General features: G+C 68.2%; 22 protein-coding genes and 2 pseudogenes. 10 read left to right on the forward strand and 14 right to left on the reverse strand.

Translation table 11 applies throughout. The features are described 5' to 3' along the window. The first annotated feature begins 56 nt into the window (after positions 1 to 56). Positions 57 to 539 (forward strand): IS5 family transposase, encoded by a 483-nt coding sequence (locus QFZ75_RS33260; protein ID WP_307542849.1) that lies wholly within the window; start codon positions 57 to 59, stop codon positions 537 to 539. A gap of 248 nt (positions 540 to 787) precedes the next feature. On the opposite strand, the pseudogene QFZ75_RS41245 reads toward QFZ75_RS33260, so the two are convergent. The 3 genes and pseudogenes from QFZ75_RS41245 to QFZ75_RS41250 form a co-directional block, all read right to left on the reverse strand. Further along, positions 788 to 958, reverse strand: a pseudogene (locus tag QFZ75_RS41245) (IS3 family transposase); the annotation flags it as partial. 55 nt (positions 959 to 1013) lie between these two features. After that, positions 1014 to 1577, reverse strand: coding sequence for a TIGR03086 family metal-binding protein (locus tag QFZ75_RS33270; RefSeq protein WP_307542851.1), 564 nt, complete (start codon positions 1575 to 1577; stop codon positions 1014 to 1016). Between the two features lie 44 nt (positions 1578 to 1621). Then, positions 1622 to 1876 carry a hypothetical protein gene (locus QFZ75_RS41250; protein ID WP_373465978.1) on the reverse strand — a complete coding sequence of 85 codons (255 nt, stop codon included), beginning with the start codon at positions 1874 to 1876 and terminating at the stop codon, positions 1622 to 1624. 112 nt (positions 1877 to 1988) lie between these two features. On the opposite strand from QFZ75_RS41250, the gene QFZ75_RS33280 reads away from it, so the two are divergent. Further along, positions 1989 to 2879 (forward strand): ISAs1 family transposase, encoded by an 891-nt coding sequence (locus tag QFZ75_RS33280; RefSeq protein ID WP_307542853.1) that lies wholly within the window; start codon positions 1989 to 1991, stop codon positions 2877 to 2879. An 81-nt stretch (positions 2880 to 2960) separates the two neighbouring features. On the opposite strand, the gene QFZ75_RS33285 is transcribed toward QFZ75_RS33280, so the two are convergent. The 3 genes from QFZ75_RS33285 to QFZ75_RS33295 form a co-directional block, all read right to left on the reverse strand. After that, positions 2961 to 4118: a M20 family metallopeptidase gene (locus QFZ75_RS33285; RefSeq protein ID WP_307542855.1), complete on the reverse strand. Its 1158-nt coding sequence runs from the start codon at positions 4116 to 4118 to the stop codon at positions 2961 to 2963. Beyond that, positions 4115 to 5323, reverse strand: coding sequence for a dipeptidase (locus tag QFZ75_RS33290; RefSeq protein ID WP_307542857.1), 1209 nt, complete (start codon positions 5321 to 5323; stop codon positions 4115 to 4117). Before QFZ75_RS33290 ends, QFZ75_RS33285 begins: the two co-directional genes overlap by 4 nt. Before the next feature lie 112 nt (positions 5324 to 5435). Beyond that, positions 5436 to 6620, reverse strand: coding sequence for a CapA family protein (locus tag QFZ75_RS33295; RefSeq protein ID WP_307542859.1), 1185 nt, complete (start codon positions 6618 to 6620; stop codon positions 5436 to 5438). Positions 6621 to 6815: 195 nt separating this feature from the next. Between QFZ75_RS33295 and QFZ75_RS33300 the strand changes: the two genes are divergently transcribed. Further along, positions 6816 to 7562 (forward strand): IclR family transcriptional regulator, encoded by a 747-nt coding sequence (locus QFZ75_RS33300; protein WP_307542861.1) that lies wholly within the window; start codon positions 6816 to 6818, stop codon positions 7560 to 7562. A 70-nt stretch (positions 7563 to 7632) separates the two neighbouring features. Here QFZ75_RS33300 and QFZ75_RS33305 read toward each other — a convergent pair whose 3' ends face one another. Together QFZ75_RS33305 and QFZ75_RS33310 are read right to left on the reverse strand one after the other, a co-directional pair. Next, on the reverse strand, positions 7633 to 8565 hold the full coding sequence (locus tag QFZ75_RS33305) for a polysaccharide deacetylase (protein ID WP_307542864.1): 933 nt from the start codon (positions 8563 to 8565) through the stop codon (positions 7633 to 7635). Continuing rightward, positions 8565 to 9827 carry an MFS transporter gene (locus QFZ75_RS33310; RefSeq protein WP_307542866.1) on the reverse strand — a complete coding sequence of 421 codons (1263 nt, stop codon included), beginning with the start codon at positions 9825 to 9827 and terminating at the stop codon, positions 8565 to 8567. The genes QFZ75_RS33305 and QFZ75_RS33310 overlap by 1 nt, the downstream gene beginning before the upstream one ends. A 415-nt stretch (positions 9828 to 10242) precedes the next feature. On the opposite strand from QFZ75_RS33310, the gene QFZ75_RS33315 reads away from it, so the two are divergent. The 5 genes from QFZ75_RS33315 to QFZ75_RS33335 all read left to right on the forward strand — a co-directional run bounded on the left by QFZ75_RS33315 (position 10243) and on the right by QFZ75_RS33335 (position 15285). Further along, positions 10243 to 11331, forward strand: coding sequence for an NADH:flavin oxidoreductase/NADH oxidase (locus QFZ75_RS33315; RefSeq protein ID WP_307542869.1), 1089 nt, complete (start codon positions 10243 to 10245; stop codon positions 11329 to 11331). Between the two features lie 43 nt (positions 11332 to 11374). Next, a complete protein-coding gene (locus tag QFZ75_RS33320) occupies positions 11375 to 12172 on the forward strand; it encodes an alpha/beta fold hydrolase (RefSeq protein ID WP_307542870.1) in 798 nt (265 codons plus the stop codon). Positions 12173 to 13070: 898 nt separating this feature from the next. Then, a complete protein-coding gene (locus tag QFZ75_RS33325) occupies positions 13071 to 13493 on the forward strand; it encodes a carboxymuconolactone decarboxylase family protein (protein WP_307542871.1) in 423 nt (140 codons plus the stop codon). Between the two features lie 69 nt (positions 13494 to 13562). Continuing rightward, positions 13563 to 14465: an NAD(P)-dependent oxidoreductase gene (locus QFZ75_RS33330; RefSeq protein WP_307542874.1), complete on the forward strand. Its 903-nt coding sequence runs from the start codon at positions 13563 to 13565 to the stop codon at positions 14463 to 14465. A gap of 121 nt (positions 14466 to 14586) precedes the next feature. Next, a complete protein-coding gene (locus QFZ75_RS33335) occupies positions 14587 to 15285 on the forward strand; it encodes a GntR family transcriptional regulator (RefSeq protein WP_307542876.1) in 699 nt (232 codons plus the stop codon). A gap of 76 nt (positions 15286 to 15361) precedes the next feature. Here QFZ75_RS33335 and QFZ75_RS33340 read toward each other — a convergent pair whose 3' ends face one another. The 3 genes from QFZ75_RS33340 to QFZ75_RS33350 form a co-directional block, all read right to left on the reverse strand. Beyond that, positions 15362 to 16195: a CoA ester lyase gene (locus QFZ75_RS33340; protein ID WP_307542878.1), complete on the reverse strand. Its 834-nt coding sequence runs from the start codon at positions 16193 to 16195 to the stop codon at positions 15362 to 15364. Beyond that, on the reverse strand, positions 16192 to 17055 hold the full coding sequence (locus QFZ75_RS33345; protein ID WP_307542879.1) for a hypothetical protein: 864 nt from the start codon (positions 17053 to 17055) through the stop codon (positions 16192 to 16194). The genes QFZ75_RS33340 and QFZ75_RS33345 overlap by 4 nt, the downstream gene beginning before the upstream one ends. 246 nt (positions 17056 to 17301) lie before the next feature. Then, positions 17302 to 18312: a LysR family transcriptional regulator gene (locus QFZ75_RS33350; RefSeq protein WP_373465980.1), complete on the reverse strand. Its 1011-nt coding sequence runs from the start codon at positions 18310 to 18312 to the stop codon at positions 17302 to 17304. A gap of 41 nt (positions 18313 to 18353) precedes the next feature. Between QFZ75_RS33350 and QFZ75_RS33355 the strand changes: the two genes are divergently transcribed. Together QFZ75_RS33355 and QFZ75_RS33360 are read left to right on the forward strand one after the other, a co-directional pair. Beyond that, positions 18354 to 19553, forward strand: coding sequence for a CaiB/BaiF CoA-transferase family protein (locus QFZ75_RS33355; RefSeq protein ID WP_307542884.1), 1200 nt, complete (start codon positions 18354 to 18356; stop codon positions 19551 to 19553). Between the two features lie 31 nt (positions 19554 to 19584). Beyond that, entirely contained in the window at positions 19585 to 20751 is a 1167-nt protein-coding gene (locus tag QFZ75_RS33360; RefSeq protein WP_307542886.1) for an acyl-CoA dehydrogenase family protein, read from the forward strand. 165 nt (positions 20752 to 20916) lie between these two features. Here QFZ75_RS33360 and QFZ75_RS33365 read toward each other — a convergent pair. From QFZ75_RS33365 to QFZ75_RS33375, 3 genes and pseudogenes are all read right to left on the reverse strand, one after another. Continuing rightward, positions 20917 to 21233 (reverse strand): annotated as a pseudogene (locus QFZ75_RS33365) (hypothetical protein); the annotation flags it as partial. Positions 21234 to 21244: 11 nt separating this feature from the next. Then, on the reverse strand, positions 21245 to 21613 hold the full coding sequence (locus QFZ75_RS33370; RefSeq protein WP_307542889.1) for a hypothetical protein: 369 nt from the start codon (positions 21611 to 21613) through the stop codon (positions 21245 to 21247). A gap of 594 nt (positions 21614 to 22207) precedes the next feature. After that, positions 22208 to 23083, reverse strand: a complete 876-nt coding sequence (locus QFZ75_RS33375; RefSeq protein ID WP_307542891.1) for an undecaprenyl-diphosphate phosphatase — start codon at positions 23081 to 23083, stop codon at positions 22208 to 22210. Positions 23084 to 23287 lie beyond the last annotated feature (204 nt).

Consider the following 23287-nt stretch of genomic DNA (forward strand, 5'->3'; position numbering starts at 1 on the left):
ACTGTTGGGCCTAGGCCCTTTCTGAGGGCTCTTGGTGGGCTGGGTGGATCTCGCGGTTGGCCGGGCAGGACGCTCGTATGGTGCGGCGACATGAGCTCACGGACGCGCAGTGGCTGAAGATCGAGCCTCTCCTGCCCGGCAACGGCAAGCCGGGCGGGCAGCGGGCGGATCACCGCAGAATGATCAACGGGGTGCTGTTCAGGGCCCGGATCGGGGTGCCCTGGTCTGACCTGCCCGAACGGTACGGTCCCTGGCAGACCATCTACGAGCGTCACCGCCGCTGGTCGGCCGACGGCACTTGGAAGGCTGTCCTTGAGAAGTTGCAGATCGAGGCCGATGCCGGTGATCCGGACAGGACCCTCGCCGGCCAGGCGGACCGGCAGGAGTGGGCTGTGAACATCGACTCCACCTTCTGCCGGGCGCATCAGCACGCGGCCGGGGCGCCCCGCAAGCCTCCGGCCGACCATCCGCAAAAAGGGGCGGGACACGTGAGGAGGCAGATGGGCGCGAGGCGTTGGGGCGCTCACGGGGCGGGCTGACCAGCAAGGTCCATCTGCTGTCCGACGACCGTGCCCGCCCGCTGCACTGGCTCACCTCACCCGGTCAGTGAGGCGACAGCCCGATGTTCGCCCGGTGCTGGACGGCTTACGCGTCCGGCGCCGCGGCAGGGGCCGCCCGCGCAGCCGGCCGGACCGGGTGCGCGGTGACAAGGCGTACTCAAGTCGCGAGAACCGCGTCTAGCTGCGGCGACGCGGGATAAAGGCCACCAGCGTGTGGGAGGTGCCGATCAGCTGGTCAGTGCGGGTTGACGGGGTTTCAGGTTCGTTCGTTCGGCCGTTGCCTGGTCGGCGTAGTGCTTCTCCTCGAACTCGATCGGGCTGAGGCAGCCGAGCTGCTTCTGGATGCGCCGGGAGTTGTAGAAGCCGTCGATGTACTCGAACAGCGCGAGATTCGCCTCGGCCCGGGTGGCCTTCTGTCAACACACTCCGCATCTCGAGGGAACCTCGGACCCGTCATACGGCGCGCCCCAGCAAGGAAAGAAGCTGAACGGTGGGGTCGGTGCTGGTGGTGCGCACCGGAGCAGCGAAGATTCCCAGGCCTGCCACTCTCTCGGCGTTGGCACGCGCGTAGGCCAGGCTATGGTCGACCGCGGCCGGGTCGAGCCACTCGGGCTGGCCGCACCCGCGGGCCAGGTCCCACTCGTGGATGGTCAGGTCGACGAGCATCTGGTCCGCGTACATGGTCAACGGGGCCTCCCCGAAGGAGAACCGAGCTGTCCCGGAAAGATCGGCGCCCTTCCACGCCGCGAGGGAGCGCTCTGCGGCCTCGTCCCACGCGCGCACGGGATCTGCGCCGACCATGTCGCCGTCGTAGCGGTCGCCCACCTGCTCCAGGGACTCTCCGGCGAGCAGGTGCGGCACCCACAAGTGCTCGCTGACCAGGTGGTTGACGAGGTCCCGAACGGTCCACTCGGTGCACGGCGTCGAATCGTTCCATTGGTGGCCGTCGACCGCGTGCACTCGTGAGCTGAAGCGGTTAATGGCATCGGGAAGCAACTGCAGGGATGAATTCGTCATGGCAGTACGGTACGCCGTGCTCTTCCACCCTCCCCGAACGGAGGTCAGATGACGGGGTCGTCGGCGGGCCGTCCAGGGTCGCCGTTCTCGAGGACCTGCGCGGCTTCGTCCGCTCGGCCTGGGCCGGCTTCGCCCACCTGCCGGTCATCGAAGGCATCGTCATCCGTCTGCAGGTCGGCCACCTGCGCGGCGACCGCAACCCCAAGCCGATCTGGCTGTGGTGGTCGGCCACGGGCGACACCGCCGGAGACGCGGACCGCCTCTGGCAGGCCTTCCTGCGCAGATTCGACCTGGAACACACCTTCCGCATGCTCAAACAGACACTGGGCTGGACAACGCCCAAGCTCCGCGAGCCGGCCGCTGCGGACCGCTGTCGGCGTGCGGCTGGACCCCCTGTTCCCCAAACGGTCCTTGCCTGCGGAAACGACGGTCCGACGGCTGCTGGCCCGGATCGACGGCGACGCGTTGGACCTGGCGGTCGGCCGCTGGCTCGCCGACCGCCGCACCCGAGCCGAGGGTCGGCTGCGCGGCCTGGCGGCCGACGGCAAGAGGCTTCGCGGAGCCGCCAGGGCCAAGGGCCGCAGGATCCACCTGCTCGCAGCCCTGGAGCACACCACCGGCCTGGTCCTGGCCCAGCTGGACGTCGGCGAGAAGACGAACGAGATCACCTGCTTCCAGCCGCCGCTGGAGACCATGGCCGACCTGGCCGGGATCGTCGTCACCAGCGACGCCATACGCACCCAACGCGAACACGCCGACTACCTCCTTGACCGCGAAGCCCACTACATCGTGATCGCCAAGGGCAACCAGAGGAAGCTCCGCAAGCAGCTCAGATCCCTTCCGTGGGAAGAGATCCCGCCGCAGGGCCGCGCGCGGGGCATCGGCCACAAACGCTCGGAGATCCGACGGATCAAGGTGGTCACGGTCAACAGCCTGCTCTTCCCCGGAGCCCGCCAAGCCGTCCAGATCAAGCGCCGCCGCACCGACCGCAAGACCGGCAGGACCACCCTCAAGACCGTTTACGCCGTCACCAGCCTCACCGCTGAGCGAGCCAACCCCGCCCAGCTCGCGACCCTGATCCGTGATCACTGGCAGATCGAGGCCCTGCACCACGTCAGAGACACCACGTTCGCCGAAGACACCTCACAGCTACGAACCGGCAACGCGCCCCGGGCGATGGCCACCTGGCGCAACCTCGCCATCGGCGCCCTGCGGCTGGCCGGCGCGACCAACATCGCCGCAGCTCTGCGACACAACGCCCGCAACGCGGATCGCCCGCTCGCCCTGCCCGGCCTCAAGTGATCACGAAACGGACTCCCGCCGACTACGCCGAAACCCTGCAGGGCCCCTCAGACCCCCACTCCAAGCGTCAGTCGGTCTTCCTCAGGAGGCTCGCCGCAGCAGTCGAGCGCGAACGGACTCGGACCGTGCGGCGTCCCCGATCGTGAGCGCCATGGCCAGGCCGGCGTCACGGACGAACCGGTCGCCCTCCGGGCCGGCAGCGGCGGCGGCGAACGCCGCGGTGTGGTTCCCGTCCTCGGGCGGAAGGTCGAACGACAGCATGGGGTGAATCGCGGGGATCCGCAGCGAGACGTTGCCCATGTCGGTCGAACCGAACATCTTGCCGTCCGGGTAGTCCGGGAACGTCCGTCCGAGGGACTGGGCGTTCTTCTCGAACAGGGGCGCCAAGTCCTGGTCGTGGCGGAACTCCCGGTAGATGGAGGGCAGGGACTCGTATGCCACGCTGGTCCCGGTCGCGACGGCTCCGGCGTCGAAGCACCGCCTCACGCGCTCCCACACCTCGTCCACTTCGGCGATCGTGTCGCTGCGGATCATGCAGTCGACCACGGCACGGTCCGCGATGACGTTGACGGCCGCTCCGGCCTCCCGCACGAAGTGATGGACTCTGATGCCGTCGCGCAGCTGCTGTCGCATCAGTCCGATGGCCGCCTGGGCGAGGACCGTCGCGTCGGCGGCGTTGAGCGCGTTCCACGGCCGTGACGCGTGTCCTCCGACGCCCGTGTAGGTGATCCGCCAGGACCGCGAGGCGCGCAGTATCGGGACGACGACGTCCTTCACCTGCGGGTGGACCATCATGGCCGCGTGCGTCTCGTCGAAGACGCCGCGGTTGACCATGATTTCCTTGCCGGTCCCGCTCTCCTCGGCGGGGGTGCCGAAGACCCGCACCGTCAGCCCCAGCTCGTCGGCGAACGGGGCCAGGGCCAGCGCGGCTCCCACGGCCGAGGCGGCGATGACGTTGTGGCCGCAGCCATGACCGATGTCGGGGAGCGCATCCATCTCCGCGCAGAGGCCGATCGCCAGCTCACCCGAGCCCGCCGATGCCACGAACGCCGTCGGGAGATCGGCCACGCCCTTCTCCACGGTGAAGCCCTTGTCCTCGAGGGTCGAGACGAGCAGTGTCGACGTCTCGTGCTCCTCGAAGGCGAGTTCAGGTCTGGCGTTGATCGTGTGCGAGAGCTCCGTGACCAGGTTCAGGTGGTTGTCGAATTCACGCTTGATGCGCTCGGTGATGTCGGTCATCGCCACACCTCATTCAGCAATCGGAGGATGTTGCCGCCCAGGACGGCTTTGATGTCGCTGTCGCTGTAGCCGTGCTCGACGAGCCAGCCGGCCACATTGCGGAAGTTCTCGCTCGGGTTCTCCATTCCGTCGACGTGAGTGACCCGCGCATATGTGTGGTCTCCGGCGTTCGTCATGGCCGAGAAGCCCAGGTTCGCGCTCGTCGCGTGATGGAAGCCCACGTGGTCGCCGTAGAACCCGTCCGGCCCAAAGGCGACGTGCTCGATACCCATCAGTTCGACGGCGTACTGGAAGTGGTCCATCACGGATTCGATGGTGTGCGTCGTGTGGTCGTGGGAGACCGTGGTGTGGGGGGCCGCCTCGATGCCGAGAACTCCCCCGCGCTCGGCGCACGCCCTGAGCATGTCGTCGGGTTTCATCCGCGGGGTCGGCCAGACCGCGCGGGCGCCGGCATGCGTGATGGCGATCGGTTTGGTGGATGCCTCGATCGCGTCCAAGCAGGTTTGGTCACTGGCGTGGGAGACGTCGATGAGGATGCCCAGCGCGTTCATGCGTTCCACTGCCCGGCGGCCGAAGGTCGTCAGGCCCGCGTCATGGGGTTCCTTCTGCCCGCTCCCCAGGGCGTTGGAGTCGGCGTAGACCAAGCCCATCTGGCGGATTCCGAAGCCGTAGAGAACGTCGATGCGGTCGAGTTCGTTCTCGATGGCTCCGGCGGATTCGGTGCCCAGGACGAACGCGATGCGGCCGTCACGCTTGGCATCGAGAATGTCCTTGACCTCCCGGGCGATCACGGCACCGTCCTGATGGGCCAGGTCCGCGAGGCGCATACCGAGCGTCGTGATCAGGTCGTCCCACTTCCATCCCGATGGTGTGGTCGCTCCGATGGCGCCGAACGGGTTGTCGAAGACGGCCGTCAGGCCGGCCCCGCGCAGCTCGGTGAAGGCCGTGAAATCGCGCTTGGTACGCAGGTATGTGAACGTCTCGGCCGGGTCCGCCGGAAGCAGCTGCGGGTGATCGTGGAAGCTGATGATCACGTTCTCCGCGAGCAGCCGCTCGACCCGCGCCGCCTGCTGCTCGTCCAGCTCGGCGGCGTAGGTGCTCCGCCGGTGACTGGGGTCGGACAGTTCGATGGCAGGGAAATCGACTCCGCGTTCCACATAGGGGAACGACTCGTAGTCGGATGGCTTGGCGACAGGGCTGGGCATCGGCAGCGACCCTTCTCAGATGCGCGGTGAGCGCCGGTCGGGCTGTTTTGCAACGCCAATGTGCCGTATATTAGCACGACGTGCTTCATTGCGGCACGGCGGCATATTGCTGTCAGAGTCGTTCGGAGGGCCGGCGAGCGTCGATGGCGCCGTGGCCCGCACCGTGCAGTTCCGGCGGCGTTTCCTCCCGCCGTACAGATCCGTCGGCGTCCACCGTGACGAACGGATCCAGCTCCCTCGACGCCTGTGCGAACCGGTCGAGGACCGATCGCGCCACCTCGGGCCGGGGCATAATCGGCTGGCTGTCCGCGTCGAGCTCGATGGGCTCGACGCGCAGCTGGGGCCTCCCGCGCCCGTCCAGGCTCACATGGAACACCGCGCTCTCGAACCACGGGCCTTTCAGCAGTGCCGACTGATAGGGCGGGGCCGGATGAGCGTCCTCCCGGACGGTCATCGACTCCGGACTCCAGCCGTCGCACCAGTCGAAGACGAAGTTTCCCGTCGAGTACAGGATTAGCCCGTTCTTGTAGAACTCCACGGGGTGAAGGCAGTGCGGATGGCTCCCGATGATGAGGTCCGCCCCCGCGTCGATCAACCGCCGTGCCAGTGGCTGCTGGTACTGCGCCAGCGGTCCCTGTACGTCCGGCAGATAACAGAAGGGCACACCCCAGTGCAGTGCGACGGCGACCACATCGTTGTGCTTCTTGGCTTCGCGGATCAGGGCTTCGGCCGCCCTGACATCCGGCTCGTGCGCGCTGGAGTGCACGAAGGGAGGCGTGCCGGGCGTCTCGTCCAGGAAGGTGCTGTCGAACTCGAAGCTCTGGCGCACGCGGATGGCGCCGATGCCCGCCCGGTCCGCGGTGGCGTTGTAGCCCAAGGGAAGGGCGGAGCAGAAGCTGAAGAAGGCCAGCTTGCTCTCGCCGACCGTCACCACTCGGGGCCGGGTCGCCTCGGCGGCCGACTCTCCGAACCCGGCGTGCAGGACTCCCGCGGCGTCCAGCGCGCGTACGGTGTCGCGCATGCCGTCGGCCCCGAAGTCCAGGGCGTGGTTCATGGCCAGCGACACCAGATCGAAGCCCAGTTCCGCCAGTTCCGCGGCGCCCGATGTCGGCGCCCGCATCACCACCAGCTTCTCCGCGGGCACCCCGGCTTCCGTGAGTGGCACCTCCAGGTTGCCGATCGTCAGATCGCCGGTTTTCAGCAGCCCGAACGCCGATTCGCCCGGCCCGGCGGGCTCCACCACAGGACGCCGCGGCAGCCCTGACACAACGACATCGCCCACAACAGTGAGATCCATAGGAAATCCGTTTCGCTATACGGCACGGCGTGCCGCACAGTAATCCACGCATCCCGCCCCCGACAAGGGGTTGCCTGTGCCGCGATGCGAGATGGCTGCGCGGTGGGTGGTACGCTCAGGAGTTCACATCTGGGATACGGGGAGGCTGGCGGAGACGTGACCGGGCAGGACAGGCCGAGCAGTGGTATTCGGTCGATGAACAGCGTTCTCAGCACACTTCGCGTCCTCGAGGAAGTCGCCGTGCGACAGCCCATCGGCGTCTCGGAGCTGGCGCGTGTCACGCAGATCCCGAAGAGCTCGGTCCAGCGCTGCCTCGTCACACTTCAGCAGGCCGGCTGGCTACGGGTCGTCGACCCTGAGCACGCGCGGTGGGGCGTGACGATGAAGGCTCTCGCCATCGGATTGCGCGGGGCCGGTGAGCAGGACCTCCGGGATCTGGCGGCGCCCGTGGTCAAACGCCTCGCCACGGAGACCGAGGAGACGGTCCAACTCGGGCTGCGCGACGGGGAGGACTACGTCATCGTCGCCACGCAGGAGAGCACGCACGTGGTCCGTGTCATCCTTGAGGTGGGCACGCGTCTGCCGCTCAGGGCCACTTCGGCGGGCGTGGCGATCATGTCGCGCCTTGCCTCCACTGATGTGGATGAGTTGCTGAAGCGTGAGCTGAGGGAATACGCGCAGTCCCCCGTGCTGAGTTCCGACGAGCTGCGCGAGGAGATCCGGCGGACCGCCGGGCTCGGATACGCGCGCAACGTGTCCGGGTGGTTCCGTCCGCACGTCGCCTCGCTCGCCGCGGCCATCACGGACCCGTCCGGACGGCCCATAGCAGGAGTCACGCTCGCCGTCCCGGAGATGCGCTACGACAATTCGCAGGAAGAGACCCTGGCAGCGCTGGTCGTCGCGGCCGCGGACGAGATCAGCACGCTGATCGCATCCGCCTGACCTTGACGCCGGGGCACCGTCCGCCGGAGCGGGCTTCGATGTCTTCCTCGTCTTGTGATCACCGCTGTCGTCAGAGGCGGTTCTCCGGGTCCTGGTCGGCATTGCGCCACACGTAGTCGGCGATCTCGCCATGCGTGGCGTACCAGACGTTCTCATGCGACTTCATGTGCTCGACCAGCCCGCGCAGCGCGTGCATCCTCGAGCGGTGGCCGATGATGTGCGGATGACAGACCATCTGGAAGACCGCTCCGTCGGCATAGGCCGAGTCGAACTCGTCCTTCATGATCTCGGCCCAGGCGCGGGGAGGGGTGTAGGGCCGGTGGGGACCGAACCGCGTCATCATGAAGTAGGGCGCGTCGTCGCGGATCCACTCCATGGGAACCTCCACGATCCCCGTGGGGCGCCTGTTCGAGAGGATCTCGTAGGGCATGTCGTCGGCCATGAGTGACGTGTCGTACCGGAACCCGAGCTCCTGCAGGATCTCCACGGTGGAGTCGGAGAAGTCGGCACTGGGTGTCCTGATCCCGACCGGCCGCTGACCGACGAGGTTCTCCAGCACATCCAGGCTGCGGCGGTTGAGGTCGAGCTCGTCCTCCGGGGTCAGCAGCGCGTTCCGCTCGTGGATCCAGCCGTGCGCACCGATCTCGTGGCCTGCCGCGGCGTAGTCCTTGGCCTCCTGCGGGTGCAGCAGCGCGGACACCGCGGGGATGAAGAACGTGGCCGGGATCTGGAACTCTTCGAGAAGCCGGAGAATCCGGCGCGATCCCACCCGCGACCCGAACTCGCCCCTGCCCATCGCGCCGGGCGAGGTGTCGCCCTCGCGCAACGAGAGCGTCTCGTGGTCGGGATCGAAGGAGAGTGCCACGGCCATACGGGCGCCGCCCGGCCATTCCCGCGGAGTCAGGTCCCGCCCCGCGCGGACGCGCTCAGCGTGTCCCCGCCATACGGCCTCGTCCCACTGCCACGGCTCTTGTCCCGTTGATGCCTCGGGTGAAGTACTCATCAGTCGAGTGATCCCTTCTTCACGCCGTCGGACATCGTCATGATCGTGACCATGCCGATCGCTGCCGAGGCGATGATGTAGATCCAGATCTTGTCCTGGTGCCCGATGCTGGCCAGCCAGGTGGTGAAGTACGGTGCGGTGCCGCCGAACAGCGCGACGGCCGTCGCGTAGGGAAGTCCGATCCCGGTCGTCCGCACCGAGGTCGGGAAGAGTTCGGCGTAGATGGCGGCCACGATCGCGCAGTTGCCGGCGAGCAGGACCATCCCGATGGATTCGACCAGTAGCAGCGTCCAGAAGCCGCCGGCGCCGAGCATGCGATAGGCGGGCCAGGCGTACAGCGCGAAACCGATCACGAAGAACAGGAACAGGGGACGCCTGCCCCAGCGGTCCGACAGGATTCCGCCGATCGGAAGCAGGATCATGAACAGGACGACCGCGAGGGAGTTCGCGAGCAGCGCCTTGTCCAGGTCGAGGCCGTTCGTCGTGCTGGCGTAGCCCGGCATGCTGGTGATCCACAGGTAATAGATGATCGCGCCGGGAACCGTGATCCCGATGACGCGCAGCATGTTCAGCTTGTGTGAGGCGAACAGCGTCTTGACCGGCTTGTGGGTCTTGCCCGACTGTTCCGCGTTGTCGAAGTGCTCGCTCTCCTGCGTACGGAGGCGCAGCCACAGGACGATCAGCCCCAGAGCGGCGGCGACGGCGAAGGCGATCCGCCATCCGTACCTCTCCATCTGGTGGTCGTTCAGGTTCGAGGTCACGGCCAGCGAGAGCAGCGAGGCGAGCAGCATTCCACTCGCCGTCGACACCTGCTGGAAGGATCCGGCGAACGCCCGCCGTCCCGGTGCCGCGTTCTCGACGATGTACGACACGGAGCTCGGCCACTCGCCGCCGGCGGAGAAGGCCTGCACCAGCCTGGCTACCAGCAGCACCAGGGGCGCGCCGACTCCGATCTGCTCGTACGTCGGACACACCGCGATGGCGAGGCCGCCGGCCGACATGAGGGTGATGGTCAGCGTGAGGGCCTTCTTGCGGCCGTACCGGTCGGCGTAGGCGCCGAGGACGAGGCCGCCGAGAGGGCGTACGAAGAATCCCACCGCGAAGATCGCCAGTGTGGACAGAAACGCTGTGGTGGGATCCCCCTTGGGGAAGAACTGACCTGCGAAGACCGGAGCCAGGGACGCATAGATTCCCCAGTCCACGTACTCGACCGTGTTCCCGAGCGAGCCGGCGAAGATCGCCTTCATCTGTCTGCGGGTCATCCTGCTCGAAGGCGCATCACCGTTTGCGCGTCCGATCACGGCGGTTTGCTGTTCTGCTGCCACGACTTCTCCTATGCATCGGAGTGAGGAGGAGTTCCGTCGAACCGCCACGAGGGTCGGTCGTCAGGGAGACGCGGGTGCCGAGCGGCTGCAGCGGGCGGCACACGGCGCTCCTCCGCCGAGGCAAGAGAACTCTGTGGTCCGGGTGATCTTGTCCGGTGCCACGTCGTGCCACTCTCCGGGCCCGCTGCCCGCGTTGTGCCGGCCCGTCGCGACGCATCCGGGTCCGGCTTCGTTGCTGCGTTCGTTCCCTTGTTGGACCATCTAGTGGCACGGAGTATCGTGTTGCGGTACGGTGACTGTCAACCTTTTGTATTACTGGAATACGCACGGCGTGAAGAAAGTGAGTCCAGGTGTGTCCAGCACAGAGTTCGCGGGCCCGGAAATGACCCCGCTGCGACTGCGGGAAGTCACCATCCCCAATCGCCTGTGGATGTCCCCCATGGCCCAGTACGCGGCCGGAACCGACGGGAAACCGACCGACTGGCACCTCGTGCACTACGGTGCGCGCGCAGTCGGCGGAGTGGGCCTGGTCATGATCGAGTCCAATGCCGTCGGACCGCTGCACCGGACCACGTCGGCGGACCTCGGAATCTGGAACGAGGAGCAGGCCGCCGCGCACCGGCGCCTGACCTCGTTCATAGCCCAGCAGGGCGCGGTCCCCGCGGTCCAGCTGCTGGCCGCCGGCAGGAAGGGATCCCACCAGGTTCCCTGGGAGGGCGAGGGGCAGAACGGCCCCGTGAGCGTGGCCGACGGCGGCTGGGACGTGTTCGGGCCGTCCGCGGTCCCGTTCGGCGACCTGTCCGTTCCCCGGAAAGCCACCTCCGCGGACATGGACGAGGTCGTCGAGGCCTTCGCCCGGTCGGCGCGGATGGCCCATCTGGCGGGGTACGAGGTCGTCGAGATCCACGCTGCGCACGGATACCTTCTGCACCAGTTCCTCTCCCCCCTGGCCAACCAGCGGACGGACGAGTACGGCGGCAGCCTGCAGAACCGGATGCGTCTTCCGCTGCGCGTGGCCGAGGCCGTCCGTGAGGCCTTTCCGGCGGAGAAGCCCGTCTTCGTCCGCATCACCGCGACGGACTGGGCCGAGGGCGGCATCACCATCGACGAGGCGGTGACGTTCGCCAAGGAGCTGGCGACCGTGGGCATCGACCTTCTCGACGTCACCTCAGGCGTGCTCGTGCGCGACCTGGAGGCCCGTCCGCCGGCCCGGGACGGGGTCAATGTCGAGTTTGCGAACACACTGAAGAAGGCGTCGGGACTCGCGGTCGCCCCGGTCGGACAGATCGCCGACCTGTCGCTGGCCGGCCGGGTCCTGGCCGACGGCCAGGCGGACGCCGTGCTGGTCGGACGCGCCCTGCTGCGCGATCCGTACTTCGCCCTGCGCAACCGGGCCGGCGACCCGGCGGCCTGGCCGGCCCGGTACCACCGTGCGCTGTAATCCGGATGTGCTGTGGAGACCGCAAGAGGAAGAGAGGACGACAGTGACGACCAGAATTGCCGCGAGCCGCGAGGTTCAGCGCGCCGACCACACGACGATCCACTACACGATCAGCGGCCCGGCCGACGGCCCGACCCTGGCCTTCATCCACGGCTGGGGCTGCAACCGTAACGACTTCGACGCGATAGCCGGCTTCCTCCCGGAGAATTACCGCCTCCTCGCGGTCGATCTCGGAGAGCACGGCGACTCCCGGTCCACCCGTGACGTCTGGACGATGGAGGAGTTCGCCCATGACGTGAAGGCCGTGCTGGAAACGGAGTCGGTGGACGACTGTGTCGTGGTCGGGCACTCCCTCGGCGGAGCGGTCGCCGTCGAAGCCGGCCGGCTCCTTCCCGACGTGGTCTCCCATGTGGTCGCGCTCGACGCCCTGCACTACCTCGCGTTGTTCCCCGCACCGGACGAGCAGCTCGCCAAGGCGCTCCTCCAGCCGTTCCACGACGACTTCCCCGCCGCGGTACGCGGCCTGGTCGAGGGAGGCTCGCTGGAGGACACCGATCCGGCACTGAAGGACGCCTACTTCGAGAAGATGTCGGCCGTACGGCAGCCTGCGGGCCTGAGATCGATCGAGGGCCTGGTGCACTGGGACATGGACGCCGCGCTGCGCGAGGTCAAGCAGCCGATCACGCTGTTCGCGGTGCGCGACATCCTCACGCAGGAAGCCATCGACCGCTACGGCGACCGCATCCATATCGTGCCCGTCGACCTGGGAAGCCACCACTTCCACGTCGAGTCCCCCGAAGGCACCGCCAAGCTGCTGGTCGACGTGGTGTCCGCCCGGTAGTGCTGCGCCCGGTTCCTCTGCCAGGTCGTGGATTGCGTCCAGCACCTGGCAGAGGGTCAGGCCGGCACATGTGCTTGTGTGCTGAGCCGCCGCAGGGTACGGACGGCATACGGTGAGCCCCGGATGACGCCGTGGTCGTGGGCCGGTACCGGCACGGCCCACCCCACACCGGCCGGGGACGAACACCTCGGCCACCAACTTCTCGCTGAGGTCCCACAGCCGCCGTGCCGACTCGGGGACCAAGGCGTGGCTGACGGCCGCGGAGGGGATGCTGTCGGGCGTCACGGGCGTCACGGGCGTCATCTCGTCGTCCAGCGATGCGATGTCGTTGTCCTTGAGGTAGACGCCGCCGACGTCGGCCAGCTGTGAGGTGGTGGCCGCGAATACGATCGTGCCGGCGCCCTGGTGCGGGGTCTTCTTCCCGTGCGCGGTGTCGATGACCGGCCGACCTCGTCGAACAAGCCCATGGCCCGCGGCCCCTTCCGGCCGACCGCACCGTTGAGGGCCGTACCGACGACGACACCCGGTGCACCGCATAGCCGCGGATCCCGTCGGCCCGGCGCCGGTCGAGCTCGACGGTGAACAGTGCGTTGGCGAGCTTGGACTGTCCGCACCGATACCACGGGTTCCTCCGGTGCCGACGGCACGTGCTCCGTGCAGACCCGGATCCGCGCTCGGACCGGGCAGCAGGGCAGGTCGAACCGCCCTGCACCACGCCGACATCCCTGACCCGGACCTCGTAGAGCCTGAAACGGGCGGCCTGGCGGCGGAACACCCCTTCCGCGGAAGAGACGGACAAGCCGGCCCAGGACTGAACACAGACCCGGGCACAGACCTATGGCGGCATACCGTAATACTGTATTACGGTATGCCTGGTCGCCAATCGAAGGAGCACACCATGACCACTGCTCAGGATCCCCAGCTCTACATCGATGAGATGGCACGCAAGCGGGGCTACGTCCTCGACTACCACAAGGTGATGGCCAAGCAGGACTTCCCCGTTCTCCAAGCCGCCAACGGCCTTGTCGGCGCCGCCTATCTCGACCAGCGGACACTGGACCGCAAGACGAAGGAACTCATCTTCATCGTCAGCCTCACGGTGATGCGGGCCTCGAAGGGGCACATCCAGAGTCACATCAGAGTCGCCCTGGACCTGGGGGTCACTCCGCAGGAGATCCTCGAAGCGATCGAGATCAGCCTGCCCGAGGCCGGCATCGTGGCCTTCCAGACCGGGTTCGAGGCCTGGCGTGAGGTCGTGGGCGCCGACGGCCTGGAGCCGACCGTGGAGGCTCACCAGGGAGGATCGGGCGCGGGCGCCTGATGTCGTCAGACAACTCCTGACGACCGGGAATCCAGGCCGTCCAGGACCAGCAAGGAAAGCAGGTCAGACATGACGGACACCGTGACCTTCATCGGCTTGGGCACGATGGGGCAGCCCATGGTCCGCAACCTCGCACGATCCGTGCCGGTAACGGTCTACGACACCGACGCCGACGCGATCGCCGTGGCCGCCCGGAACGACGGTGTGACGGCCTTGGCGAATCCCGACGACGCGGCCGACACCGACGTCCTCATCCTCATGCTCCCCAACAGCGGGATCGTCCAGCGTGTGCTCGGCGATCCGCAGGACCCCGCGAGCCTCGCCGGCCGACTGCGTCCGGGTTCCCTCGTCGTGGACATGGGCTCGTCGGCACCCCGGGCCACCCAGGAGCTGGCCGAGCGGCTCCGGGAGCGCGGAGTGGGGATGGTCGACGCTCCGGTCTCCGGCGGCCCGCGCAAGGCCAGGACGGCCGAGCTCACGATCATGGCGGGCGGGCCGGCCGACGACTACGAGCGGTCGCTCCCGCTGCTGCGCGCCGTGGGAACGTCGGTGACGCACGTCGGCGCCGCCGGTTCCGCGCATGCGCTGAAGGCGCTCAACAACCTGCTGTCGGCCATCGGACTGGTCGGAGCACTCGAAGTCCTCACCGCGGGAACCAAATTCGGCCTGGATCCACGGATCATGCTCGACGTCATCAACCGGTCCACCGGTCGCAACCAGTCGACCGAGGTCAAGATCGGGCCGGAGGTGCTGGACGGACGGTTCCAGGTCGGGTTCTCCCTCCCGCTGACCGTAAAGGACATCACCACCGCGCTGGACCTGTTCACGTCACTGGACCTGTCGCCGGAGGTCTCGCAGGCCTGTGTCCGGTTCTGCCGAGCGGCGCTCGCTGGCCTCGACGGGGAGAACCCGGATCAGTCCGAGATCGCCCGCTACATGGCGACGACGACCGGTGTCGACCTCACCCGGTGACGCGCCGGTGTGAGCTGCCCGCCGAAATCTCCTCGAACATCGCGGCAGTGTCATGACCAGCCTTGCCGAATTACTGTATTACAGTGTTACGTAAGAACCGGTGACGAGAAGGAGCGGCCGCGTGGCAGGGCAGCGAGTGCAGCGTGTGGCCGCGCCACTACGGTCCCAGGTGCTCGAACTGCTCCGGCAAGACATCCTGGCAGCGGAGTTCACACCCGGGGAGCGGCTGGTCGAGGCGCGGCTGTGCGCACGGTACGAGGTCTCCCGGACGGTGATCCGTGAGGTCTTGCGACAGCTTGAGTCCGAAGGGCTTGTGACCACGGTTGCGAACCGCGGTCCGGTCGTCACCGAACTGACGGCCTCCGACGCCAAGGCGCTCTACGAGGTGCGGTGCGCGCTGGAGGGCCTGGCCGGGGCCCTGTTCGCCGAGCGGTCCACCCCCGAACAGTGTGAGCAGATGGGTGAGTTGGTTCGCCGTTTCTCACGCACCTACGGCAAGGCCGACCTGAGCGAGCGGCTCTCGATGAAGGACGAGTTCTACGACGTCCTCACTGCCGGGGCGGGGAATACGATCATCGATTCGACCCTCCGCGGCATCCACGCACGCGTGCAGATGCTGCGTGGGCTGTCCATGCAGGCTGAAGGGCGGGACCCGGAGACCGTCCGGGAACTTACCGCCATCCACGATGCCGCGGCCGTGCGCCGTGATGCCGGTGCCGCTCGTGAAGCGTGCGAGATTCACGTCCGCAATGCCGCGGCGACCGCACTGGCACAGCTCGCCGCGCAGCGCTCCGAGCACCAGAGGACCGCCGCCGGCTGACCGAGCCCGGCCCCGTCACCGTCCCGACCTTCTGCTCGACTTGCCATGAACGTTCCGTCACGGCCAGGCTCGAGCATCATTCGGCCGGCTCCCGGACTTCTTCTGCCCGGGCCAGGACACCCCTTGCCCGTTCGAATACCGGCCGATCGACCATCTGTCCGCCGACCACGGTGACCGAATCGCCGACGCCCAGGACGCTGCGTGCCCAGCGCAGTTCGTCGGCGGTGGGAGCGAACCCGTCGGCGGCGGGCCGCACCTGAGCGGGGTGAATGCACAGCTTGCCGGTGAAGCCCAGGCGCCGGGCGTGCGCGATGTCGGCATCGAGCGCACCGGCGTCCCGTACGGCGGTGGTGACACCGTCGACGGGCGGGCGGATGCCGGCTGCCGCGGACGCGAGCACCAGTCGGGAGCGGGCATGTGTGAGGGCGACATGGTCATCCGGGGCAACGCCCAGCTGAACGGCAAGATCGACATTGCCGAAAGCGACGCGCACGACTCCGGGGACGGAGCACACCTCATGGGCCCGCTCGATGCCGAGAGCCGTCTCGACCAGCGGGATCAGCGGGCAGCGTCCGGCCACACGGCCGGCGATCTCTGCCAGGACGTACGCGTCCTCGGCCTTGGGCACCATGACGGGGCAGCCGTGGGCGGCCGCTTGCGCCAGGTCCGCCTCGAACCAGGGGGTGCCGGGTGGATTGATGCGTACGACGGCTCGGGTGCCAAGGGCAGGCCAGGTGCTCGCGTTGCCGCGGGCACTGTCCTTGTCGTCCGGGGCGACGGCGTCCTCCAGATCGATGACGACCAGGTCGGTGCCGGATGAGGCTGCCTTGTCGAAGCGGTCGGGCCGGTTGCCCGGGACGAAGAGCAGGGTTCGCGCGGCGGTGACGCGGTCGCCGTCCGGGTGGCTCATGCGAAGGTCACCTCGGCGGTGGCGTGCCGGGCCTCGCGGTAGGTGGCGACGCGCAGCCGGGCCTGTCCTTCGGTGGGTGTGCCGCCGGCGATGAGGTGCTCGCCGACGAACGCAGGCCGGTGCAGCCGGTAGGAGAGCGACCGTACCCGGCGCCTGGGGGCGTTCCTGCGCACGAGTTCCAGGATGAGCAGAGCCAGCAGCGGGCCGTGGACGACGAGACCCGGATACCCCTCCACATCCCGCGCGTACGGAGTGTCGTAGTGGATGCGGTGAGCGTTTGCGGTGAGCGCGCTGAACCGGAACAGCAGCGTTTCGGTCGGCCTGAGCCGGAGCTGCCACTGCCCCTCCGCCTCCGGTACGGCCGAGATGTCGAGCGTGGCCGGATGCCGGGGCGCGTTGCCGTTGCCCGACCGGTAGACGATGTCCTGCTCCTCCACCACGCAGAGGCGGCCGTGCTGCCGGAACTCCTGGCGCTCGGTGACGAACAGAAGCTCGCCACTGCGGCCGTGCCTGGGGGTGACCGCGGCCAGGCTGCTGGTGCGTTCGGCCGGCTCGCCGAGACGCAGGGGCTCGATGACCTCGCAGCGTCCACCGGCGAACATGCGCCGACGGTCCGGAACGGGCGGCAGATTGCGGCCGTCGCGCAGGTGTCCGTCGGGGCCGAGGCCCTGCTGGGGAACCCACTGCAGGAAGTAGAGCCACTGCCACAGAGGCGGCAGCGGATCGCCGGACTCGGCGGCGGCGCCGGGGAGGTCAAGCAGGTTCGAAAAGGCCGCCGCCGGGCCGAGCAACAGGGGATCCTTGGCAGTCGCCGGTTCGGGATGCCAGGACTCCACATAGGAGGCGAGGGGCGCAGGCATGGGCACGGTTTCCTCTCATCGGGGTGACGACCTGCAGGGCCGGCGCGTGGCGGCCGTACCAGTGGGCGCAGGTGCCGCCCCGGAGGGCGGCGGGGGAGTGGGTGACTCGTGCACGCCGTACATCATGAGTGCTGATGGATGGAGCTGAACAATAAAAAGGCATGATGCAGGTATGCCCGGCCTGTATGACTGCACGGCCGGCAGGGGGACGTCGTCCGGTCCGGATCTGGAACGGGCTGGACGACGTCACTCACCGTGAGGCTGCGCGGACGGCCATCGGCCCTCACGCACGGCCACGCTGATCTGCCGTACAAGCTCCTGAGCCACCGCATCCACGGCGGGTGGCGTCCGGCCGGACCTCGGGGTGGCGAGGACGATCGAACGCCACACCGCCGGCTCGGTGAGCGGCGCTGCGCTCAGAGTGCCGTTCGCGACGTCCTCGGCGATGCCGACCCCGGGCAGCACGGTCCAGCCGTGCTCGGCCAGTACGAGCTGTTTCTGCACCCGCAGGGAGTTGGTCTGGACGACGACCTCCATGTCGGCCTGCGCGCGCGCCGCAGCGGCGTCGATCAGTGCGCGCAGGGCATGGCCGGAGGCGGGCAGGACCATGGGATGGCCGGCGACCTCGGCAAAGGGCACGGGACGATCGGCCTTCAGGCCGGCGGAGGGCGGGGCTGCCACCCACAGCTGTTCGCGCACCAGCGGCCGGGTGTGGAGCGAGGGGGTGCTGTCCAGGTTGTACAGCAGCGTCAGGTCCAGGTCCCCGTCGTCGAGCCATCGCTGGAGGTGCCCGGAGTAGGCCGTCATCAGGCGCAGTTCGACACCGGGGTGCTTCCTGGCGAGGGCCGAGACCAGTGGTTCGGCCAGCAGATCGATCGTGCTCTCGAGCAGGCCGGCGTTGACGATGCCCGTGACAGCGCCGGGTGCGGGCCGCACCTCGGCACGGGCCCGTTCCAGCTCGTTCAGCGCCCGCCGAGCCCGGTCCACCATGATCGAGCCGGCCTCGGTGGGGCGCATGCCCAGCCGGGTCCGCTCGAAGAGCGGGACGCCGAGTTCGTGCTCCAGGGTGCGGATCTGCCGGGTCACGGCCGGCTGCACCAGGTGCAGCAGCTCCGCAGCGCGGGTCACGCTTCCCACCTCGGCAACCGTGACGAGCGCTTTCAGCTGTTTGACGTCCACTGCTCTCCCCTCAGCATCCGCACCGGGCATGATGCCATCACGATTTAGTATTTCACTCCCACTGTCATGAGTGCTCATGATGGCTTCAGCGGGTCGAGTCCACTCCCGGAGGCCAACGCATGCCTGAGCACCCCGAAAACCTGCCCCTGTCCGGTGTTACCGTCGTCAGCGTCGAGCAGGCGGTGGCGGCCCCGTTCGCCACGCGGCAACTCGCCGACCTCGGCGCCCGGGTGATCAAGGTGGAGCGGCCGGGAGGAGGTGACTTCGCCCGCCGGTACGACACAAGCGTGCACGGTGAGTCCAGCTATTTCGTCTGGCTCAACCGCTCGAAGGAGTCCCTGACCCTCGACCTGAAGACCGGACGGGGACGACACATCCTGGAACAACTCCTCGCCCGGGCTGATGTGTTCGTGCAGAACCTGACGCCCGGCGCGGCTGCGAGGATAGGTCTGGGAACAGACGCGCTGCGCGAGCGTTTCCCGTCACTGATCCCCTGCTCGATCTCCGGCTACGGCGCCACCGGACCCTGGGCCGAACGCAAGGCGTACGACCTGCTGGTGCAGTGCCAGACCGGACTCGTCTCCCTCACCGGAAGCCCGGAGGAACCCGCCAGGGTGGGCATCTCCATCGCCGACATCGCGGGCGGTATGTACGCCTACTCGGGCATCCTCACGGCTCTGTTCACCAGGGCCACCACGGGTGCCGTACGACCTGTGGAGGTATCGCTGTTCGAGGCGCTGGCGGAATGGCTGGGCCAGCCCGCGTACTACACCCGCTTCACCGGCAGCCAGCCCCCACGGGTGGGTACCCAGCACGCCACCATCGCCCCTTACGGCGTCTACACCTGCGCCGACGGCAAGGACGTCCTGTTCTCCGTCCAGACTGAACGCGAGTGGGCCGCGCTGTGCGAGCGCTTCCTCGACGCCCCCGATCTGGTTGACGACCCGCGCTTCGCCTCCGGCCCGGCACGCGTCGCCCACCGCGAGGAACTGAACGCGGTCGTGACCGCACGGTTCGCGGAGACGGACAGTGCCGAGGCGATGAGACTGCTGGACGAGTCCGCCATCGCCAACGCCGGAGTCAACGACGTCGAGGACTTCCTTGCCCACCCGGTGCTTGCCGCACGCGGCCGCTGGCGGGACGTGCCGATTCCTGGCGGAATGACGGTGCCGGCCCTGCTTCCTCCGGCCGACCTGGCAGGCGTGATGCCCCGCATGGGCGCCGTGCCTGCTGCAGGCGAGCACACCGAGCCTCTCCTCGCCGAACTGGGATACAGCCCGGCCGAGATCCAGGACCTACGAGCCGCCCGCATCCTCTGACATCGGCGCCCACTCCCAGGAGCAACTCAACATGAGCACTCTCGACACCCTGTCCGAGGACGAGCGGTTCATCGTCCGCACGGTGCACGAATTCGTGGACAAGGAGGTGAAACCTGTCGTCCAGGAGCTGGAGCACGCCAACACCTACCCCGAAGCCCTGATCGAGCAGATGAAGCAACTCGGCATCTTCGGCCTCGCCGTCCCCGAGCAGTATGGCGGCACCCCTGTCTCCGGCCCCTGCTATGTGCTGATCACCGAGGAACTGGCCCGCGGGTGGATGAGCCTGGCCGGCGCGATGGGAGGCCACACGGTCGTGTCCAAGCTGCTGCTGCACTTCGGCACCGAGGAGCAGAAGCGGCGGTACCTGCCCAAGATGGCCACCGGCGAGATCCGGGCGACCATGGCCCTGACGGAGCCGGGCGGCGGCTCGGATCTGCAGGCGATGCGCACGGTCGCCCGCAGGGAGGACGACGGATATGTCGTCAACGGCACCAAGACGTGGATCACCAACTCCCGCCGCTCGCAACTGATCGCCCTGCTGTGCAAGACGGACCCCGAGGCCGCTCCCGCACACCGGGGCATCTCCGTCCTCCTGGTCGAGCACGGGCCGGGGCTCACCATCTCCCGAGACCTGCCCAAGCTCGGCTACAAGGGTGTGGAGAGCTGCGAACTGTCCTTCGAGGAGTATCGGGCGCCGGCCGACGCTCTGCTCGGCGGCGTGGAGGGCAAGGGCTTCGGGCAGATGATGAAGGGCCTGGAGACCGGGCGGTTGCAGGTTGCCGCCCGCGCGCTCGGGGTCGCTCGGGCGGCGCTGGAGGACGCGCTGGTTTACGCCCAGGAGCGGGAGTCGTTCGGCAAGCCGATCTGGCAGCACCAGTCGATCGGCAACTACCTGGCGGACATGGCGACTTCACTGACAGCTGCCCGGCAGCTGACCCTGTACGCGGCGCGAGAGGCTGACGCCGGGCGGCGAGTAGACATGGAAACAGGGATGGCGAAGCTATTCGCCTCCGAGACGGCCATGCAGATCGCCCTCAACGCCGTGCGCATTCACGGCGGTTACGGCTACTCCACCGAGTTCGACGTCGAACGCTACTTCCGAGACGCCCCGTTGATGATCGTCGGCGAGGGCACCAACGAGATCCAGCGCAACATCATCGCGAGCCAGCTGATCAAGCGAGGAGGTCTGGAGAGGTGAACCTCGTAGGTGCGTGACGTACGTGGCGACGGGCAGAGTCGATCTGAAGTTCCCCCGCTGAGCTGGACAGCCTGATACTGGGACTGACGGGTCCCGGAGGAAGCAGTTCCAGGTAGTGAGCAAGAAGAGCAACATGAGCAAGCGGTACACGGCTGACCGCGGGCACGGGCCCGCGGGTGCCACCTCCTTGAGGATGTCGACCTCGCACTCCTGACCGCTGTCGGGATCGGTGACCAGGAAGCGGGCGGAGAGCGGGGAAACCTCGATGGTCTCGGCCCGCCATCCGAGCCGGGTCAGACCGTCGACCAGGTAGTGGGCGATGTCGGCCATGGGGGCAGGGTTCTGGGTGGCGACGTCCAGATCCTGGCTGGGGCGGTCGACGAGCTGGTCGCCTGGACGGCGTAGCCGCCGGTCGGCACCAGCGGGTAGGGCGAACCGAGGGCGAGGACGTCTTCGAGGAGCCGGGCGTGCAGCTCCGGCATCGGTGGTTTCTTCACGTGGCGGTGGCCTGACCGGCTTCACGCAGCTCGGGGAAGGCGCCCTCCCAGGCGTCGCGGACGGCGGTGCCGATCAGGGTGCGCAGAGTCGGCCATAGCTCGATCAGCAGGTCGGCGTTGAGGAAGCGGCACAGGTCCTCGCGCATGCCCTCGGACAGCACCGTGCGGTACAGGCTCATCCGTAGCCGCGGCCGGTCCAGGTCGAAGGAGCGCAGCCCGGACCAGGCCACCGTCAGCGGCAGCTCGAGCACGCCGTGCACCGGTCCGCGCAGCTCGTCCAGGGAGCCGGGCAGCCGCCGGACGAACTTGATTCGGTACGGGTCGGCGACGCCCGGGGCGAGTGCGACGGCTCCGGGGAGCGACATGGCGTCGATTATCCCCGATCGACGCCCGTTGGCAGGAACGGTCTGACATCCAGGTCCAGATTGCTCGGGGATTTGGTGAAGCGTGCGCAGGCTTCACCGCGAGCGTGGCCCCTGGACCCGGGGGCTCGGGGCGGCGGAGGCCAACCTCCGTGGCCGTGCGTCAAGGCGCGCTCTGCCCTGACGGCCGCCCTGGCGCCGGGGCGCCGCCGGACGTGACCGAACCGGCCGCGGCGGACGCCGGAAGCGCGCCTCGTCCGGCTCATCCTCACGGCCGCCGCCGCGCTGGACGACCTCACGGGCGATGCCTGGGACACGGTGGATGACCGGCTGCGTTTCCCTCGTGGCGAGGATTGCGGCGTGGGCCGGACATGAACCTCAGCTGATCCGCCCCACCCTGGGTACGGAAGGGCCCGCACGGCTTGCCGTGCGGGCCCTTCCGCGTCATCCCCTGCTTCGCGGACGCACACGTCCTAGTGGGGTGTATCCCGCCTCCCCGGTGGGAGATGAGTGGGAGACAAGTGGGAGATGATCATGGCGCGGTGCTGCAATCAGGCGCTGGGAAATGCTCGATGGCGCTACCTGTGCGGCCCTGGTTCAGCCGCCGGATTCAGCCGCATGAGGACTCAGCGCACCCATGCTGACCAGCACAATGATGACGATGCCGAGCGCGATGCGGTAGTAGACGAACGGCATGAAGCTCTTGGTCGTGATGAACTTCATGAACCACGCGATGACCGCGTAACCCACCAGGAACGCGATGACCGTGGCGAAGATCGTGGGCCCCCACGACACATGGCCGCCCTCGCTCGCGTCCTTCAGCTCGAACACGCCGGAGGCGAGCACCGCCGGGACGGCGAGCAGGAACGAGTAGCGGGCCGCGGCCTCGCGGGTGTAGCCCATCAGGAGACCGCCGCTGATGGTGGCGCCGGAGCGCGACACGCCGGGGACGAGGGCCATCGCCTGGCAGAGGCCGTAGATCAGGCCGTCCTTGACGCTCAGGTCGCGCAGGGACTTGCGCTCCCTCGCGGCCCGGTGCTTGCCGCCCGTCTCGTCACGCGCCGCCAGCCGGTCCGCGACCCCCAGGATGACGCCCATCACGATCAGCGTGGTCGCGGTGACGCGCAGATCGCGGAACGGCCCCTCGATCTGGTCCTTGAGGGTGACGCCGAGGACGCCGATCGGAATCGAGCCGATGATCACGAGCCAGCCCATCCGGGCGTCGTGGTCCTGGCGCATTTCCTTGTTGAACAGGGAACGGAACCACGCCGAGACGATCCGCGCGATGTCCTTCCGGAAATAGATCAGCACCGCCGCTTCCGTGCCGATCTGGGTGATCGCCGTGAAGGCCGCTCCCGGGTCCTCCCAGCCCGCGAACGCCGCGGTCAGCCGCAGGTGCGCGCTGGAGGAGACGGGCAGGAACTCGGTCAGCCCCTGGACGAGTCCGAGGATGAGGGATTCAAACCAAGACATGAAGTTTCGTGATCCAAGTGCTGATGGCGGGAGCGGAGCGAATGGACAGGCGTACGGGCCGCGTTGTCGTCCGCGGTGATCAGGCGCGCCCGGGGCAGCGTAGCGCCCCCGGATGACCGTACGACGACAGGGCTCCCCGGTACGGGGCGCACGGGCCGACAGCGGGCATCGCCGGGAACGGCGGAGCGGGCCGCACGGAACGTC

The sequence above is a fragment of the Streptomyces sp. V3I8 genome (genome assembly GCF_030817535.1).
GTDB lineage: Bacteria > Actinomycetota > Actinomycetes > Streptomycetales > Streptomycetaceae > Streptomyces.